20 protein-coding genes are annotated in these 17,324 nt (G+C 64.0%); 10 read left to right on the top strand and 10 right to left on the bottom strand.

The genetic code is table 11. The features are described from left to right. The first annotated feature begins 13 nt into the window (after window positions 1-13). Genes miaB through AB7D48_RS06845 form a run of 4 tightly spaced genes read left to right on the top strand, consistent with a single transcriptional unit; the run spans window position 14 to window position 3,750 of the window. On the top strand, window positions 14-1,369 hold the full coding sequence (gene miaB / locus AB7D48_RS06860) for a tRNA (N6-isopentenyl adenosine(37)-C2)-methylthiotransferase MiaB (protein WP_427976899.1): 1,356 nt from the start codon (window positions 14-16) through the stop codon (window positions 1,367-1,369). Then, complete coding sequence (locus AB7D48_RS06855) at window positions 1,366-2,388, top strand: PhoH family protein (protein ID WP_427976897.1); 1,023 nt, start codon at window positions 1,366-1,368, stop codon at window positions 2,386-2,388. Before miaB ends, AB7D48_RS06855 begins: the two co-directional genes overlap by 4 nt. 49 nt (window positions 2,389-2,437) lie before the next feature. Then, window positions 2,438-2,878, top strand: a complete 441-nt coding sequence (ybeY, locus tag AB7D48_RS06850; protein WP_427976895.1) for an rRNA maturation RNase YbeY — start codon at window positions 2,438-2,440, stop codon at window positions 2,876-2,878. Further along, a complete protein-coding gene (locus AB7D48_RS06845; RefSeq protein ID WP_427976893.1) occupies window positions 2,875-3,750 on the top strand; it encodes a hemolysin family protein in 876 nt (291 codons plus the stop codon). The genes ybeY and AB7D48_RS06845 overlap by 4 nt, the downstream gene beginning before the upstream one ends. A gap of 69 nt (window positions 3,751-3,819) precedes the next feature. Here the strand turns inward: AB7D48_RS06845 and AB7D48_RS06840 are convergent, their stop codons facing one another. Both AB7D48_RS06840 and AB7D48_RS06835 read right to left on the bottom strand, forming a co-directional pair. Next, window positions 3,820-5,466, bottom strand: coding sequence for an NF038122 family metalloprotease (locus AB7D48_RS06840; protein ID WP_427976891.1), 1,647 nt, complete (start codon window positions 5,464-5,466; stop codon window positions 3,820-3,822). Window positions 5,467-5,530: 64 nt separating this feature from the next. Continuing rightward, on the bottom strand, window positions 5,531-6,361 hold the full coding sequence (locus tag AB7D48_RS06835) for an NUDIX hydrolase (protein WP_427976889.1): 831 nt from the start codon (window positions 6,359-6,361) through the stop codon (window positions 5,531-5,533). A gap of 10 nt (window positions 6,362-6,371) precedes the next feature. Here AB7D48_RS06835 and AB7D48_RS06830 point away from each other — a divergent pair, with 10 nt between their 5' ends. From AB7D48_RS06830 to arfB, 4 genes are all read left to right on the top strand, one after another. Then, complete coding sequence (locus AB7D48_RS06830) at window positions 6,372-8,264, top strand: ABCB family ABC transporter ATP-binding protein/permease (RefSeq protein WP_427976887.1); 1,893 nt, start codon at window positions 6,372-6,374, stop codon at window positions 8,262-8,264. A 62-nt stretch (window positions 8,265-8,326) separates the two neighbouring features. After that, window positions 8,327-8,587 (top strand): hypothetical protein, encoded by a 261-nt coding sequence (locus tag AB7D48_RS06825; RefSeq protein ID WP_427976884.1) that lies wholly within the window; start codon window positions 8,327-8,329, stop codon window positions 8,585-8,587. Window positions 8,588-8,743: 156 nt separating this feature from the next. Then, a complete protein-coding gene (gene rpmB, locus AB7D48_RS06820) occupies window positions 8,744-9,043 on the top strand; it encodes a 50S ribosomal protein L28 (protein ID WP_427976882.1) in 300 nt (99 codons plus the stop codon). A gap of 34 nt (window positions 9,044-9,077) precedes the next feature. Further along, window positions 9,078-9,497 carry an alternative ribosome rescue aminoacyl-tRNA hydrolase ArfB gene (arfB, locus tag AB7D48_RS06815; protein ID WP_427976880.1) on the top strand — a complete coding sequence of 140 codons (420 nt, stop codon included), beginning with the start codon at window positions 9,078-9,080 and terminating at the stop codon, window positions 9,495-9,497. 27 nt (window positions 9,498-9,524) lie between these two features. Here the strand turns inward: arfB and AB7D48_RS06810 are convergent, their stop codons facing one another. The 4 genes from AB7D48_RS06810 to AB7D48_RS06795 form a co-directional block, all read right to left on the bottom strand. Then, window positions 9,525-10,649 carry a 5-(carboxyamino)imidazole ribonucleotide synthase gene (locus tag AB7D48_RS06810; RefSeq protein WP_427977091.1) on the bottom strand — a complete coding sequence of 375 codons (1,125 nt, stop codon included), beginning with the start codon at window positions 10,647-10,649 and terminating at the stop codon, window positions 9,525-9,527. Beyond that, a complete protein-coding gene (gene purE, locus AB7D48_RS06805; RefSeq protein WP_427976878.1) occupies window positions 10,649-11,131 on the bottom strand; it encodes a 5-(carboxyamino)imidazole ribonucleotide mutase in 483 nt (160 codons plus the stop codon). Before purE ends, AB7D48_RS06810 begins: the two co-directional genes overlap by 1 nt. Then, window positions 11,128-11,331, bottom strand: a complete 204-nt coding sequence (locus tag AB7D48_RS06800; protein ID WP_427976876.1) for a YdcH family protein — start codon at window positions 11,329-11,331, stop codon at window positions 11,128-11,130. The genes purE and AB7D48_RS06800 overlap by 4 nt, the downstream gene beginning before the upstream one ends. A gap of 103 nt (window positions 11,332-11,434) precedes the next feature. Continuing rightward, window positions 11,435-12,016 carry a TetR family transcriptional regulator C-terminal domain-containing protein gene (locus AB7D48_RS06795; protein ID WP_427976874.1) on the bottom strand — a complete coding sequence of 194 codons (582 nt, stop codon included), beginning with the start codon at window positions 12,014-12,016 and terminating at the stop codon, window positions 11,435-11,437. A 249-nt stretch (window positions 12,017-12,265) separates the two neighbouring features. On the opposite strand from AB7D48_RS06795, the gene AB7D48_RS06790 reads away from it, so the two are divergent. Further along, on the top strand, window positions 12,266-12,523 hold the full coding sequence (locus AB7D48_RS06790) for a hypothetical protein (protein WP_427976872.1): 258 nt from the start codon (window positions 12,266-12,268) through the stop codon (window positions 12,521-12,523). A gap of 51 nt (window positions 12,524-12,574) precedes the next feature. Here AB7D48_RS06790 and lhgO read toward each other — a convergent pair whose 3' ends face one another. The 4 genes from lhgO to AB7D48_RS06770 form a co-directional block, all read right to left on the bottom strand. Then, window positions 12,575-13,768 carry an L-2-hydroxyglutarate oxidase gene (lhgO, locus tag AB7D48_RS06785; protein WP_427976869.1) on the bottom strand — a complete coding sequence of 398 codons (1,194 nt, stop codon included), beginning with the start codon at window positions 13,766-13,768 and terminating at the stop codon, window positions 12,575-12,577. A gap of 381 nt (window positions 13,769-14,149) precedes the next feature. Next, window positions 14,150-14,635 carry a bacterioferritin gene (gene bfr / locus AB7D48_RS06780; protein ID WP_427976866.1) on the bottom strand — a complete coding sequence of 162 codons (486 nt, stop codon included), beginning with the start codon at window positions 14,633-14,635 and terminating at the stop codon, window positions 14,150-14,152. A gap of 84 nt (window positions 14,636-14,719) precedes the next feature. Then, window positions 14,720-14,908 carry a (2Fe-2S)-binding protein gene (locus tag AB7D48_RS06775; protein ID WP_427976864.1) on the bottom strand — a complete coding sequence of 63 codons (189 nt, stop codon included), beginning with the start codon at window positions 14,906-14,908 and terminating at the stop codon, window positions 14,720-14,722. 71 nt (window positions 14,909-14,979) lie between these two features. Next, the gene (locus AB7D48_RS06770; RefSeq protein ID WP_427976861.1) at window positions 14,980-15,906 is read right to left on the bottom strand and encodes an alpha/beta hydrolase; all 927 of its coding nucleotides are present in this window, start codon (window positions 15,904-15,906) and stop codon (window positions 14,980-14,982) included. 165 nt (window positions 15,907-16,071) lie between these two features. On the opposite strand from AB7D48_RS06770, the gene AB7D48_RS06765 reads away from it, so the two are divergent. Next, on the top strand, window positions 16,072-17,322 hold the full coding sequence (locus AB7D48_RS06765) for a glycosyltransferase (RefSeq protein WP_427976858.1): 1,251 nt from the start codon (window positions 16,072-16,074) through the stop codon (window positions 17,320-17,322). The last annotated feature ends 2 nt before the right edge of the window (window positions 17,323-17,324 follow it).

Raw genomic sequence — 17,324 nt, 5'->3', positions numbered from 1 at the left:
TGGATTTGAGCGCATGAGTACCGAACGCACCCCTCGCAAGCTGCATGTCGTGACGCACGGCTGCCAGATGAATGTCTATGACAGCGCGCGGATGACGGACCTTTTGCGCCCGCTCGGCTATGAAACGGTCGCCACGCCGGAAGGGGCGGACATGGTCATCCTCAATACCTGCCATATCCGGGAGCGGGCGGAGGAAAAAGTATTTTCCCAGCTCGGCCGGCTGCGGCTGATGAAGGAAGCGCAAGGCGGGCAGATGATGATCGCCGTGACCGGCTGCGTGGCGCAGGCGGAAGGCGAGATTCTGGCCAAGCGCGCGCCGTTCGTGGATCTGGTGGTCGGCCCGCAAGCCTATCACCGCCTGCCGGAATTGATCGCCCAGGCGCACCGCAAGACCGGCGCGGTGATCGACACGGATTTTCCCGCCGAACAGAAATTCGACCATCTGCCGGACGACGCGGCGCCGCAAGGCGTGATCTCGTTCCTGTCCATCCAGGAAGGGTGCGACAAATTCTGTTCCTTCTGCGTGGTGCCTTACACGCGCGGGGCGGAAGCCTCCCGCCCGGCGGGCGGCGTGATCGCCGAAGCCAGGCGCATGGTGGCCTCCGGCGCGCGGGAAATCGCGCTGCTGGGGCAGAATGTGAACGCTTATCATGGCGAGGGACCGGATGGGCATGTCTGGTCCCTGACCAGGCTGCTGCAAAGCCTCTCCGAGATCGAGGGGCTGGAGCGGATCCGCTATACGACCTCGCATCCCAACGACATGGCCGATGAACTGATCGCCGCGCACCGGGACAATGCGAAGCTGATGCCGTTTCTGCATCTGCCCGTGCAATCCGGATCGGACAAGATCCTGCGCGCGATGAACCGCAAGCACAAGGCCGACGATTTCCGCCGCATCGTGGACCAGCTGCGCGATGCGCGGCCGGACATGGCGCTGTCCTCGGATTTCATCGTCGGCCATCCAGGGGAGAGCGACACGGATTTCACCGAGACGATGGAGCTGGTGCGCGAAACCGGCTTCGCTCTGGCCTATTCCTTCAAATATTCCCCGCGCCCGGGTACGCCGGCGGCCTCTCTGCCGCAGGTGGAGGAAGCGGTGAAGGATGCGCGGTTGCAGGAGTTGCAGGCCCTGCTGAGGGCCCAGCAGAATGAATTCAACGCCGGAACGGTGGGGCTGGAAACCCCTGTGCTGTTCACCGGCGCGGGGCGCCATCCTGGGCAGATCGCCGGGCGCTCCCTCTGGCTGCAACCGGTGGTGGTCCAGCATGACCGCGACCTCGCCGGGCAGATCCGCATGGTGAAAATCACCGGCGCCAACCCCAATTCTTTGTCAGGCACTCTTTTGGATAAGGAGCTAATCGCCGCTTGAGCCAGATCATCGCCACCCAGCCCCGCAATCCTCTCGCGCTTCCGCGCTCCCTCACCATGACCTTCGGCGACAATATGCTCTTGTCGATGCTGCTCGGAGATCATGACCGGCATTTGGCCCGGATCGAACAAAGGCTGGGCGTGCGCCTGGCCTGCCGGGGCAACAGGATCTCGCTTTCAGGCACGGGTGAACAGGTGGCGGCGGCGGAAGCGGCGCTGACCGCGCTTTATGAGCAGCTGGAACGCGGCGAGACGATCGACGGCCCGAAAGTGGATGCCGCCCTGCGCCTGACCGACCCGGCGGGCGAGCCGCGCCTGCCGCTCTCCGACCTGCCGGCCATCCGCACCCGCCGTGGGGCCATCGGCCCGCGCAGCCAAGGCCAAGCCGCCTATATCGAGACACTGGCCCGCCATGAGATGGTATTCGGCATCGGGCCCGCCGGCACCGGCAAAACCTATCTGGCCGTGGCCCAGGCCGTGGCCATGCTGACCTCCGGCAAGGTGGACCGGATCGTGCTCTCCCGCCCCGCCGTGGAAGCGGGAGAACGGCTGGGCTTTCTGCCCGGGGACATGAAGGAAAAGGTGGATCCTTATCTGCGCCCGCTCTACGACGCGCTGAACGACCTGCTGCCGGGCGATCAACTGACCAAACGCATGACCACGGGGGAGATCGAGATCGCGCCGCTGGCTTTCATGCGCGGGCGAACCCTGGCGCACGCCTTCGTGATTCTGGACGAGGCGCAGAACACCACCCCGGTGCAGATGAAAATGTTCCTGACACGCATGGGCGAGGGGACGCGCATGGTCATCACCGGGGATCTCTCGCAGATCGACCTGCCGCCCAACACACGCTCGGGCCTGGCCGATGCGCTGGAGACCCTGGAAGGGATTCCGGGAATCGGCGTGACGCGCTTTGGCAATGCCGACGTGGTCCGCCATCCGCTGGTGGCGCGCATCGTCGATGCCTACGACCAGCGTTACAAGGCGGTGAAGGAGCATGCGCGGGAGCGGCGAAGCTGACCCTTGCGGTTGACTCAACCCCCACGGGTTTGCAACAGACAAAATACAAATGGACGACCCTGGAAGTATCGGCCCCCTTGGGGGGTTTGAGATTGTGATCACGGACCGGCGCTGGCGCGCATATGTGCCCGACGCGCCGCGCCGGATTGCCCGTGCCCTGATGGCTTGCGGCTGCGCGGCCAGCGTGGCGCTGACCGACGACCGCACCGTGAAAAAGCTGAATTTTCGCGACCGCGGCAAGAACAAGCCAACCAACGTGCTGACCTATGAGCAGCCGCCGGAAATTCTGCTGGCCTTTGGGGTGGTGGCCAAGGAAGCCAGGCGGGAACGCAAGAGCATCGCCCAGCATCTTTCCCATCTCATCGTCCATGGCGCCCTGCATCTGCAAGGCTATGACCATCATCATTCTGGTGAGGCGCGGGAGATGGAGGCCGAGGAAACCCGGATCCTGGCCCGGTTGCGGGTGCCCAACCCCTGGAAAAACCGATGAGCGGCACGTTTGGCCGGCTGTTGAGCAAGTTGCGCAGCCATGAACAATCGGTGCGCGATTCCATCGCCGAATTGGTCCAGCAGGAAAATGGCGCGGAGGATGCGCAGGCGGAGGGCGAATCGCTCGACCTCAATGCGCAGGAACGCGCGCTGATCGGCAATGTGCTGCGCCTGCGCGACATTACCGCCGACGATGTGATGATCCCCCGGCCCGACATCGTGGCAATGAAAGCGGATGTTTCGCTGGACGAGGCCCTGGCCCTCATCCGTGAGGAAGGCCATTCACGCATGCCTGTCTATCGGTCCCATCTCGATGACGTGGCCGGCATGGTCCATATCAAGGATGTGTTCGGCTTTACCGGGGCGCCCGAGGAATTCAAGGTCGAGAAAATCCTGCGCAAGCCGCTGATGGTGGCACCGCAAGCGCCCGTGCTCGACCTGCTGCTGCAAATGCGCCAGACCCATACGCATCTGGCCCTGGTGGTGGATGAATATGGCGGCATAGACGGGCTGGTGACCATCGAGGATCTGGTGGAGACCATCGTCGGCGATATTTCGGACGAACATGACGAAATCGAGGGACCGATGCTGGTGGAACGGCCGGACGGCGCCTACGACATCAATGCCCGCCTGCCGGTGGAGGCATTCGAGGCCAGGATCGGTCCGGTTCTCTCCGAGGAGGAGCGCAACGCGGACATCGAGACCGTCGGCGGGCTGGTGTTCAACCTCGCGGAGCGCGTACCCGCGCGCGGCGAGTTGATCCTGCATCCTTCGGGCGTGGAATTCCTGGTCCTGGATGCGGATGCACGGCGTATCCGCAAGCTGCGCGCCAAGCGCCTGAAGCCGGAAACCCCACCGGCGGAGGAAAGCTGAACGGGTCCGCGCGGCGCTCGTCCCCCCGGGTCAGGCCATCGTGTCAGGCCATCGGATCAGGCCATCGGATCAGGCCAGTTTCCGCTCCCGTTCCACACCGCCTAGCAACGCGCCGTCGCAGGCGCGGCGGACGGTGATCGCGCCCCTGGCGCCCCCTTGGCTGGCGGGCAATGAGACCGCGAATCCGTGACAGCCCTTGCCAATTCCGGCCCGGCGCAAATCCGGCCGGTAACCATTGGCCGCCACCCGGGCCAAAATTTCCCCGCCCGCCATGACCAGCAAAATCACCGGCCTGTCGGGCGTGTCGGGGCATTGCGCCCAACCGGCGCATATATCCGGCCCCGCCACATCCACCGCGCCACGCATCCGCCCCGCCGGTTCCGCCACGAGATCCACCCCGGCGCGCCCGTTCACCCAATGGCGCAACGCCTCCAGCGCCAAACCGTCCTCAAGGCGCGGCAGGCAGGGGGCATGCGGCGTCTCCTCCCCCGGATACAGCGCCGCATAATCCGCCGCGTTCTGAAACCAGCCGCGCGGTGTCTCGTTCAGATAGCTCTCGCTCCAGCACCCATCCGAAACCAGCAGATCGTGCCGGTCCAGCTCGATATGCAGATAATCCACCCTGCCCTGGCAAGGCGCTTGCAGCACGTTCACCTGGTTCACCAGCCGCCAAGCCGGCACCAGCACGCCATGCAGGAAAACACCATGCCCGGGGGACACCGACATTGCCCGGCATGGCTGCCCCTCCCCCAGCGCGCCGGGCAGAAAGGTCACGGGCAACATCAGCGGATCATGCCCCAGAAACCGTCCTTCATAGGCGCTCCGGCCGATCCATTTGACCGGTGCCGGGCCTTGCCTGGTCATCACCTGATCGCCGATGGCGAGACAGTCCACCGGCACCTCGCCCTGCGGTGTCAGGATCATCGTACCGGGGCAAAAGCAGGCGATGTCGAACCCCAGCACGCTCATCAGCGTTTCATCCACCGCCGAAATGGTCGGGGCATAACCGGGATAGGCATAGGCACCGAAGGCATCCGTCCGGTATTGAGGCGCGTCCTCCCAATCGCTGATGTCGCTCGTATCGTCGAATTCGGCGAGGGAGGTGGCACCGCCATCCGTTGAAAAATAGGCCGGCGCATAAGGCGTGGATTGCAACGTGCCGGTACTGGCATAGGCATATAGATCCATGATGGTGAAATCGGATCCGTCGTTGAAATCCACCCGCCCCAGCGCATGGGTCAGCTCATGCTCGGCGGTGCCGATGAAATCCACCTCTCCGGCGACGGCGGCGGTGGTGAAGTTCAACACCGCACCGCCCGTGCCGAACGCCACCAACCCATCCACCCCGCCATTGGCGGCGGCCAGCGCCGAATCCGGCAGGCCCAGCGCCTGGGCCTGGGCCATGGTCAGATAGAGCCCCTGGCCGCCGGTCGGGTCCGTGGCGGGCAGGGCATCCGCCGCCGCCTGCTGTGCGGCGGTCTGGGCATGGCCACGCAGGGCCGCCGCCACATCCGCGTAAGCATAAAGCCCCGCCGTGCTCAGATAGGGCGTGGCTTGGCCCAGAATCTGCCCCGTGCCATCCCAGGCGACATCGATGCTGACCGTGATATTGTCGGCGATGAGCTGATCGACCTGCCGCGCCGCATAATCGAGCGCCGTGGTGAAGCCCCGCGGCGCGGCCGCGGCCGAACCATCGTAAATCAACTGTATCTCCATGCTGAAAACTCCCGCGCCGACAGCACCGAAGTTTCAGCATGGAGATGAATAACCCTTTAATTTTTCATCGGTACAAGGCGGTTTTTAACAAAGCCGCCTCATCCGGCGCGAACAGCCCCCGGCGCAGCAGCAGATCCGCCAGCACCAGCACCACATTGAATTTGAACATATCGCTGTCCAGCAGCGCATCCTTCACCTGCCGCAAGGGCCAGAGGGCAAACGCCTCCACCTCGCCATCCATCGGCCGGGGGATGAATGTTTCCGGCAGTTCGAGGTCGTAGGCATGGATCAGATCGCGCCGCAGCCCTTCCGGGCGGTCCATATCGTAGCGGAAACGCGCCACCTCCCGCGCTTGGCGCGCCTGATCCGCCGCCAGCCCGGCTTCTTCTCCCGCCTCTTTCAGCAAGGCCGCGAAAGGGGTGTGACCCGCCGGCACGCCACCCGCCACCAGATGATCCAGCTTGCCCGGATCCAGCTTCTTGTTGGCAGCGCGCTTGGCGACCCAGAGATGCGGCCCCTCCGGCCTGGAGACCAGCCCGTTGAGATGCACCCCGACGCCGATGACGCCAAAGCTGGGCAGGGCGCCACGGTCCAGCACGCCCAGCACCTCCCCCTCCGGCGTGGCCCGCACGTCGAAATCCTCGGCGCGGGTGGGAATGCCCAGGGCGGCGGCCAGCTCGTTCAGCCGGGGCAGCAGGGCCCGGGGCATGCGCACCCCGGCGGATGAAATTTCAATGTCGGGGGCCAACGCGCGCAACCGCTCCGCCAGCGCCGGGCGCACATAGCCGAAGCGATCCGGCCCTGCGAAGAGAGGCAACCTCTCCCCCGGCAGCATGGCTGAGTGGCAGAATTCAATATCCGCGAGAAGCTTTGCAATTCGAGCATCAGATGCCATGTGCTGGCTCATGACCCGATCCGCCGCCCGTGCCAACCCCCATCTGGCCCCAAATGCGACCGCCAAAACCGCCAAGGGGTCCTTGGGGACCATTTTATCCCTTTTTCCCTATCTTTGGCCGAAGGGCGAAACCCGCCTGCGGGTGAAGCTGGTGCTGGCCTGCCTCGCCATGGTGCTGGCCAAGGTGGGCACGGTGTATGTGCCGGTGGTCTATGGGCATCTGGTGGACAGCCTCAGCCATGCGGCCGGCCCGCTGGCGCTGCCCATGGCGCTGATCGGCGGTTATGTGGCGGTGCGCGTCGCCGCCGCCGCGTTCGGCGAATTGCGCGACGCCTTGTTCGCGGGCGTGCAGATGCGCGCCTCGCGCGTGGTGGCGCGCAAGACCTTCGAGCATCTGCATGCGCTGTCCATGCGCTTTCATCTGGACCGGCAGACGGGCGGGCTCTCCAACATCATCCTGCGCGGCACGCTGGGCATTCAGTCCGTGCTGCGGCTGGCCACCTTCAATCTGGTGCCGACGATCATCGAGCTGCTGCTGACCACCTTCATGCTCTGGCATCTGTTCAATGTCTGGTATGCGCTGATCACCTTCACCGCCATCGGGCTCTATATCGTCTTCACCTTCAGCTTCACCGCCTGGCGGACGAAATTCCGCCGCACGATGAACGAGACGGACAACGAGGCGCAGACCAAGGCGATCGACAGCCTGCTGAATTTCGAGACGGTGAAGTATTTTGGCAACGAGGCGCATGAATCCCGGCGGTTCGACGAAAGCCTCGCGCGGTTCGAAAAGGCCTCCGTGCAGTCCCAGGTGTCGCTGAACGCGCTGAATATCGGCCAGGCGATCATCATCTCGCTGGCGCTGGGGGCCATGATGATCATGGCCGCCAATGGCGTGATCCATCATAATATGAGCATCGGCAGCTTCGTGCTGGTGAACACCTATCTCATGCAGCTTTATGTGCCGCTGAACTTCCTGGGCTTCACCTATCTGACCCTCAACCAGGGGCTGGTGGACATGGAGCAGATGTTCTCGCTGCTGCGCGTCAACCAGGAAGTGCGGGACAAGCCAGGCGCCCGGCATCTCGCCGCCCAGGGCCTGCCGGCCTCAATCCGCTTCGAGGATGTGCGATTTGCCTATAATCCCGACCGGCAGATCCTGAAGGGGATCAGCTTCAGCGCCGCGCCGGGACGCAAGGTCGCCATTGTCGGTCCCACCGGGTCAGGCAAATCCACCATCTCCCGTCTGCTGTTCCGCTTCTACGACGCGACCGGCGGCCAGGTGCTGGTGGATGGGCACGATGTGCGCGATTACCGCCAGCATGATCTGCGCGCCGCCATCGGCGTCGTGCCGCAGGATACGGTGCTGTTCAATGACAGCATCTTTTACAATATCGCCTATGGCCGCCCAGGCGCGGGCAAGGACGAGGTCGAGCATGCCGCGCGGCTGGCGCAGATCCATGATTTCATCGTCTCACTGCCGCAGGGCTACGCCACCAAGGTGGGCGAACGGGGGCTGAAGCTCTCCGGCGGCGAGAAGCAGCGCGTCGCCATTGCCCGCACCATTCTGAAAAACCCGCGCATTCTGATTCTGGACGAGGCGACCAGCGCGCTGGATACGGCCACCGAACAGGGCATTTCAGCCGCCTTGCGTTCCGTGGCGCAGCACCGCACGACATTGGTGATCGCCCACCGGCTCTCCACCGTGACCGATTCGGACGAGATCCTGGTATTGCGCGAGGGCGTGGTGGTGGAGCGTGGCACCCACGCCACCTTGCTGGCCGAGGATGGGGTTTATGCCGCCATGTGGGCCGCCCAGGCGACGATGGAGCAGGAAAACGGCCCATCCGATGATGGAAATGCCACGCCCGCGCGAAAAACCGCCGAGAACGCCGCCGAATAGACAGCGGACTGGTAGCCGCGCGCCGTCACACCAGATAAGAGATGGCGAACTTTTGGACTGATATGATGACAGACAGACAATCCCCCCCCGAACGCGAGCTGAGCCATGCGGGCTCGGTGGTGGATAAGGCGATCGAGTACATGAGCGGGCAGGAGCTGTCCGACCTAGCGATCGCCTCGGCCCTGCTGGGCGGCGCGATGGGACTGCTCTCACGCTCCTTGCCGGACGCGGTGGTGGTGCAGATTCTGCAAAACGCCATCAAGAGCATCGAAACCGGTGAGATGCATGCCGCCTCCGGCAAGGATCATGCGGGTCAAGCATAAATTCGCTGGCTCTCCCGCGCCGGCCGTCTTGACCTTTTCCGGCCGCTCGGCCATAAGCCGCCCGAAATTCCGGGCTGGCCCCTGCCAGCCCGCTTTGCGTTTGTTTGAATTCGCCAAATCATGCCCGATTTGACGCTTGTTTGAGGATAGAGTGACATGGCCCGCCGTTGCGACCTGACCGGAAAGACCGTGCAAGCTGGCAATAACGTCAGCCACGCCAATAATAAGAGCCGCCGCCGGTTCCTGCCCAACCTGCAGGTCACCTCGCTGCTCTCCGATACGCTGGGCACGGTCCGGCTGCGTCTTTCCACCCGTGCGATCCGCACGATCGAGCATAATGGCGGTCTGGACGCCTATCTGCTCTCTCATACCGACGCCAAGCTGACCGGCGAGGGTTTGGTTCTGAAGCGCCGCCTGGAGCGCGCGATGGCCAAGAAAGAGGCGAAAGCCGCCTGAACCCATTGCCGGAGCCCTGATCGAGGAGGCTCCGATGCTGATACCGGTTACCAGGACCCTCCAGATCGATGATTCCGATCTGGAGGAATTTTTTACGCCCGCCTCCGGCCCCGGCGGGCAGAATGTCAACAAGGTTTCCACCGCGGTGCAGCTGCGCTTCAATCTCGCGGCCAATAGCACCCTACCCGCCCCCGTGAAAAACCGGCTTGCCCGGCTGGCGGGGAACAGGCTGACCCAGGGCGGGCTGATTCTCATCGAGTCGGAAGAGCACCGCTCCCAATTGCGCAACCGCGAGACGGCGCGCGAGAAGCTCTTCGCCCTGATCCGCGAGGCCGCGACAGCGCCAAAGCCCCGCCGCGCGACCAAGCCGACCAAGGCCTCGCAAACCCGGCGCCTGGACGCCAAGAGCCGCCGGGGAGCCGTCAAGCGCCAGCGGCGCGGCGCGGATTTTTAAAGCCGGGCCAAAGCGGAGCCTGACAGATCAGCTTTTTGGCGTCAGCGCCAACGCATCGGCGATGCCCAGCTCCCCAGGCAAGGCGCCTTTGGGGAAAAGCCGGTTGAAATGGCCCATCTTACGCCCCGGGCGGGCCTGCGCCTTGCCGTAATGATGCGGGATCAACCCCGGGGTCGCCAGGATTTGCGGCCAAAGCGCCATATCGTCCGGGCCGATCAAATTTTTCATCACCGCGTCGGAATGGCGCAGGGCGGGCGGCAAGGGCAAGCCGGCAACCGCGCGTATATGCATCTCGAACTGGCCGCAGGGACAGGCATCCATGGTCCAGTGCCCGGAATTATGCGGGCGCGGCGCGATCTCGTTCACCACCAGATCCCCCTTGGCGGTGACAAACATCTCCACCCCCATGAGCCCCACCAGTTCCAGACGCTCCGCCACCAGGCGGGCGATGGATTGCGCCCGCGCCAGCGGGTCCGGCCCCAAGGGGGCCGGGGCGATGGTGAGGTCCAATATATGGTGCTTATGGCGGTTCTCGACCGTGTCGAAAGCCACCACCTCGCCATTCAGCCCGCGCGCCACCATCACCGAGACTTCCATCCCGAAATCCACGAACCCTTCCAACACCAGGGGCTTGGGAGACAGGCGCTCAAACGCGGGGGCCAGATCCTCCGGCGCGCGCAGCATGGCTTGCCCCTTGCCATCATAGCCAAGGCGGGTGGTTTTCAGCACGGCGGGCAGGCCGATGCGCGCCACCGCCGCCTCCAGCTCCGCCAGGCTTTCCACCTTCGCCCATGGGGCGGTGGCGATGCCGGCATCGTTGAGGAACCGTTTTTCCAGCGTGCGATCCTGGCTGATGGACAAGATCTTGGCCCCCGGGCGCACCGGCTTGCATCTTTCCAGCAATTCCAGAGAGGCGGCGGGAAGATTTTCGAACTCGAAGGTGACGACATCCACCGCGTCCGCGAAGGCGCGCAACGCGCTGAGATCGTCATAGGCCGCCACGGTGTTGCGCGCCGCCACCTGGGCGGCGGGGCCGTCCGTCTCGGGCGAGAACACATGCACGAGATAGCCGAGCCGCGCGGCCGCCATGGCGGACATACGCCCAAGCTGCCCCCCGCCGACCATGCCGATCACGGCGCCAGGATGCAGCATCATACCGGCTCCTCCGGCACGCTGGCGGTTTGCTCGGCCCGCAAGGCGGCCACGCGGTCACGTAAGGCGGGATCGGACAAAGCCAGGATGGAGGCGGCCAGAATCCCCGCATTGACGGCGCCCGGCTTGCCAATGGCGAGCGTGCCCACGGGGATGCCGCCCGGCATCTGCACGATGGAGAGCAGCGAATCCTGCCCGTTCAACGCCGTGACGGCCACCGGCACGCCCAGCACCGGCAAATTGGTCATGGACGCCGCCATGCCCGGCAGATGCGCCGCCCCGCCAGCCCCCGCGATGATGATTTTGATGCCCCGCCCCTCGGCGGATTTGGCGTATTGGAACAGCCGCTCCGGCGTGCGATGGGCGGAGACCACTTTCGCCTCGAACGGCACACCCAGCTTTTCCAGCATGAGCGCCGCATGCTCCATCACGGGCCAGTCCGACCGGCTGCCCATGATAATGCCGACCAAGGGGATGCTCATGCCGTGCGGTCCGGAATCAAGCGGCTTTCCAGCCGCGCGATCTCATCCTTCAACCCCAGCTTGCGCTTTTTCAGCCGCTGTAGATGCAACTGGTCCACCGGGCCATGTTCGCTGATGCGGGTAATGACGGTATCGAGATCCCGGTGCTCGCTGCGCAGCGCGTGGAGCCGGCGCAGGAGATTGTCTTTGTCGGTGAGCATGGGCGAGCAATAGAGAAAATCCGCCCCCTCCGAAACCGGAATTTTGGCGCGGCGTGGCGATTTCCGGCATTTGTGGCGCCAACTGGCCAGACCGGAGGCCAAGCTAATTCAGCACGTTCCGCATGACATGGTTGCGGCAATTCTCAATCGGCCCCGCCGTGCGCACCACCTTGGCGATCAGAATGGCGCCTTGCAGGGAGGCATAGATGAACCCCGCCGTCGCCTCGCAATCCATATCCGCGCGCAACTCGCCCGAGGCGACCCCTTCCTTCAGCACCTCGATGAAGGCGGCGCGTATATCCCAGAAAATTTTCGCCAAGCGCAGGCGCAGCACCTCGGACTGGTCCGCCACCTCGGCGCAAAAATTCCCGACCAGACAGCCGCCGCGCATTTTGTGGCATGCGAGCCCCTCGATCAAATGATCGAAATACGCGCTGATCCGCTGGCGCACCGTCATCGAATGGTCATGCAGGGTCCGGGAAATGATCTCCTGGTTATGCTCGTAATAGCGCTCCAGGATTTCCAGCCCGAATGCTTCCTTGGATGGGAAATGATTGGTGAAGGAGCCCAGCGGCACCTGCGCCGCCTGGGCGATGTCCCGCACCGACGCGCCGACAAACCCCTTCTCATGAACGACCCTGAGGCCCTCGACGAGAATTTTTTCACGGTTGGATGGTCTCGGCATGATGACGGCTACAATTCCATAAACGATTTCGTATCATAAAGTACGTTCGTACGCATTAAAAGGCAAGGAAAATCTTGGTTTAGCATGAGATCCTGTTTGGTCCTCGCGGCTTCCACCCCATGCGCGGCCTGCATTCCTGGACTACGGACGATCGTCCATAAATGCATTGAATAAGAAATATGGACGTACATCTAAACCTGCGTAAGCGAGGCCCTTCAGCCCCGCCAATCATATAAGGACGCAGTCAACATGAACCGTTTCACACTATTCGCTTCCGCCGCCGCCCTGGCCCTGAGCCTGACCCCGTTGGCGGCCCAGGCCCGCTCCGGCGCCATGGGGTCGAGCGCCCGGCCCGTGCATCTGGTCCGCATCGCCCACCCGCGGCAGAACCAAGCCGTGCATGGCCGCCTCGCCGAAACGGCCCGTCAGCCCGCCAGCTTCACCACCGCGCCGGGAGCGGGACAATATGCGAACAGCACCGGCCATGGGAACGGCGACGCCGGCTGATATGCGGGCAAGCCTCGCGCCGCCGGGCAGCCGGCGGCGAGACCGGGCCCCTCAACCGGTGAGTTGAGCCAGCTCCTCCGCGATCATGCGGCCGATCGGCAAGGCCGAGGTGGCCGCCGGAGACGGGGCGTTGCACACATAAACCGAACGCGCGGTTTTCTTGATCAGGAAATCATGCACCAAGGTGCCGTCGCGCAGGACGGCCTGGGCACGGATGCCCGCCTCCTGCGGACGGAGATCCGCCAGTGTGAGGTCCGGACAATATTTCCGGCACATTTCCAGATATCCGCGTTTTTGCACCGAGTTACGCATCTCGGTGAGGCCTGAGCGCAGATTGGCGCGAATCACCCTCCAGAATCCCGGAAACCCCAGCATCTCCCTCACATCCTGGAAGGAGATGGAGAATTTCGGGTATTTCTCCCGCGCGAATCCCAGCACCGCGTTAGGGCCGACCGTGATGCCGCCATCGATCATGCGGGTGAGATGAATGCCCAGAAACGGCAAATCCGGGTCGGGAACCGGATAAATAAGGGTTTTCACCAAATCTTTCCGGTTGGCGGGCAAGCGGTAATATTCACCCCGGAAAGGCACGATCTGGAAATCCGGCGCGAGCCCGCCAAGCGCGGCGATGCGGTCTGACTGCAACCCCGCGCACGCCACCATATGCCGTGCCGCATGCACCCGCCCGGCGGCATGGATATTCACCTGGGCGGGGGTTTCCTCGATTCTGTCGACCCGCGCGCCATAGACCACGTCGCCGCCCGATTGCTCGATCTGGCGGGCCAGCACCTGACAGATGAGCTGATAATCCACAATTCCGGTGGCCGGTATGAACAAGGCGCCGACACCGGAAATGGCGGGTTCGCGCCGGCGCAGCTCAGCCGCGTCGATCCGTTCATAGGCGATGCCATTTTCGCGGGCGCGCTGTTCCAGCGCCTCCATCCGGTTGGCTTCCAGGGCGTTGGTGGCGACCAGATGCTTGCCGCAGACCTCCACGGGAATTGCGTTCTCCGCGCAGAAATCCTTGGTGGCTTGCGCGCCCTCGCGGCAGAGCCGGGCTTTCAGGCTGCCTGGCGCGTAATAGATGCCTGAATGAATGACGCCGCTATTATGCCCGGTCTGATGCAGACCGGGTTGGCGCTCCTGCTCCAGCACCGTGATGCCGATCCCGGGCCGGGCCCGCATGAGCGCATGGGCCGTCGCCAGCCCGACAATGCCACCACCGATGATGCATACATCCCGCATGATGCTTCCGCTCTCCTTTATCCTGCTCCAAGCCGGTCAATCCCTACAGGCGAGGGGCGCGGCGCGCCATCGCGGCGCCGCAAGGTTGGGATCTGGCGCGCGCAATCCTCGTTGCGGCGGCGGTTATGCAATTAAGAATTATTCTCATTGACTATGGAGCCGGATCTGCTAGTCTCACGCCATGGCTCCCATCGCGATTGGACATCCTGATGGCGGCATGACCGGAAAGGCGCCTTGCCGCGCGCTGTTTCCGGGGATCGCGTTAACTGGGCTTAGAGCGTGGCATGAGCGCGAGACCCGTCTCTCATGCACCTGACTCTCATTGCCGTTGGGGCGTTCACCAACAGGTGGACGCCCCTTTTTTTACCGATACGGGAAGGCTCAGCCCTGCTCGGGGGCCGGGGCGGCGTTGAGCTGGATATAGCGCTCGATACCGATCTTGCCGATCAGGTCGAACTGGCGCTCAAGGAAATCCACATGCTCCTCCTCATTATCGAGGATGCGGCGCAAAAGATCGCGCGAGACATAGTCCCGCACGGTTTCGCAATAGGCGATGCCCTCGCGCAGATCGGCCATGGCTTTTTCTTCCAGCGCGAGGTCCGATTTCAGGATCTCCTCCACCGTTTCACCGACATGGATCTGGTTCAATCTCTGCACGTTCGGAAGGCCGTCCAGGAACAGGATGCGCTCGATCAGCTCGTCGGCATGGCGCATCTCCTCGATGGATTCCTCATATTCATGCTTGCCGAGCTTGGTCACCCCCCAATGGCGCAATGTCCGCGCGTGTAGAAAATATTGGTTGATGGCGGTCAGTTCATTGGTGAGCTGGGTATTCAGATGTTCGATGACCTTGGGATCGCGCAGCATAAATATTTTCCTTATTGCTATAACGATGGAAAAATGACGGACAGGGCCTGGACAAAGCCGCTGAAATGATACCGGTCTGCGGCTTCAGCCCGTCTCGGCCGCCGGGTCCGGCGCCAGTTCCTGGATCATGGCCTTCACCATTTTCACGCATTCTCCGCATTTGGCGCGGCAACCGCAAGCCTCATACACGTCCGCCGGCTTGGCGGTGCGGCCCTCGATGATCGCATCCTTCAATCTGCGGTCGGTCAAGGCATTGCAAATACAGAGATACATGGCGGATCCTTCCGTCTGGAGCGCCACTCGATAGCATAAATGAGAATGTATCGCAATTGCGATTGCAGCCGTCAGCTCACCGCCATGTCGTGCCGGGCCAGCCAGGCGCGATACCAGCCCGGCCACGCGCCCGTGGGGCCGCCGGGCCTGCCCATGCCAAAACCATGCCCGCCAGTCGGCAATTGATGGAATTCGACCGGCACATCCGCGCGCAGGCAGGCCTGATCCATGATCACCGCGTTGGCGGGATTGGAGATGGGGTCGTCCTTCGCCTGCGCCAGGAATATTGGCGGGCAGCCATGGCGGACGTGGGTTTGCACCGACCATTCGGCGCTGGCCTGCGGGGAAGGATGATGCCCCACCAGCGCGACCCGCGCGGCGCTGTGCTGATAAGGCGGCTCCAGCGTGACGATGGGGTAGATCAAGGCCGCGTCATCCGGTCTGGCGGAAAGAAAATCCACCGAATCCACCGGGGCATAAGTCCGGAAATCCGACCAGGCGGCCGCCAGCCCCATCAGATGCCCGCCCGCCGAGAAACCCAGCGCGCCGACACGCGCGGGGTTCAACCCATGGCTGGCCGCCCTGGCGCGGATCAGGCGGATGGCGCGTTGCGCATCCTGCAAGGGCGCCATCGGGCCGTCCACCCAGCCTTCTCCCGGCAGGCGATAGACCAGCATGAACGCGGTAATCCCCCGGGCGGTCAGCCAAAGGGCGGCGGGGTGCGCCTCCTTGCCCATCTCGATCCGGCGGTAGCCACCCCCAGCCGCCACCAGCACCGCCGCGCCGTTGGGCCTGTCCGGCCGGTGGATATGCATGCAGGGCCGCGCCACCCGACTGACCGCGCCGTCCTGGCTCACATGTTCGGGCCCGAGCGGCCCGCCGCCGCCTGGCGGCGAACCGGGCCAGAGCCCCATGGTTTCGGGCGCCGGACCCGCCAGGGCCGCGGGCGCGATCAAGGATGCCGCGGCGGCGATGAGCAAGGGGCGGCGGCCAGTCATGCGGAACTCCCGAAATGCATCGTGCCCATGGGCTTACGACAAGGTTTTGTGTCCGCCTGCACCGGTTTGCAACGGAAGGTCTCGGGGGGTTATTGATCCCGCACCACCCTTGCGCCTAGTTTGCGCCGCCGGTCACCCGGCCATTGCTGATTTGCCGGGACGCGTATGAAAATCCTTTTCGCCTTCGAGAACCCCCTGCCCAACGCCGAGGCGGACGCGGAAGTGTTCGTCACCACCGCGCGCTATCTGGGGGCGCATCTACAGGCGAGCTGGCTGCATGCGCCAGTTTCGCGGCGCAACCGTCATGTGGCGGCGGGGCTGGCCAATATGCCCATCCTGCGGGCCTTCGCGCCGCTCAAACCCGCCGTGCTGCGGCATTTCATGTGCGGGCTCACCATCGGGCTGCGCCGGCCTTTTCATCAGGCGGACCTCGTCTATACGCGCAATCTCTGGGTGGCGTGGATGTCGATTTTATGCGGGCAACGGGTGGTGTTCGACCATTACCGCCCTTGGCCGGATCAGATTCCGCCCCTGCAGCGCTGGCTCTACAAGCTGTTCACGCATCCGCGTTTCCTCGGCAGCATTTGCCATTCCGAATATACGCGGCACAAATATATCGAGCTGGGGGTGCCGGCGGAAAAACTGCGCTGCATCCATAACGGCTTCGAGCCCCGGCGCTTCCAGGCGCCAATGGCGCTGGCCGACGCCAAGAAACTGATCGGCGTGGCGCCAGAGGCCAAGACGGTGATCTATACCGGGCGGGTGAACCACAAAAAAGGGCTGGAGCTGGTGATCGAAGCGGCGAGGCAACTGCCGCAACTGACCTTCCTGTTCGTGGGGTCCTATGGCGAAGGGCCGGTGGAGACGCTGGCACGCAAGGTGCCCAACATCATCATCGTGCCCTGGCAGACAGAAGCGACGCTTGGGCAATATATCTACGCCGCCGATGTGCTGCTGATCCCGCCCTCCTTGCAGCCGCTGGCGAAATTCGGCTCCACCGTGCTGCCGTTGAAACTGTTTTTCTATCTCGGTTCCGGCCGCGCCATTCTGGCGGGCGATACGCCCGATGTGACGGAAGTGCTGAAAAACGACGAGACCGCCCTACTGGTGCGGCCGGATTCCCTGGACGAGCTGGTGGCCGGGCTGAAGGCGCTGACCGAAAACGAGCCCCTGGCCGCGCGGTTGCGCGCCGGGGCGGCGGCGGATAGCCAGAACTACACATGGAGCGCCAGGGCGGAGAAGATCCACGCCACCGTGGCGGGCTGGCTGGCGGGGACGGCTGTGCCGAAGGCGGGGCTTTGGGGCCCCGGCCAAGCGGCGGTCTGGAAACGCGAATCCCGCCGCTGGTTCCAACATTTCGCGCGCACGGGCTCGGTGATTCTGCCGCCGGGCGGCACGGGCCCGCGCGGCGGATGACC

Source organism: Acidocella sp. (genome assembly GCF_050253495.1).
In the GTDB taxonomy this organism is placed as follows: domain Bacteria; phylum Pseudomonadota; class Alphaproteobacteria; order Acetobacterales; family Acetobacteraceae; genus Acidocella.
Note: the sequence above shows the minus strand (reverse complement) of the source record. Positions and strands in the feature narration are given on the sequence as shown.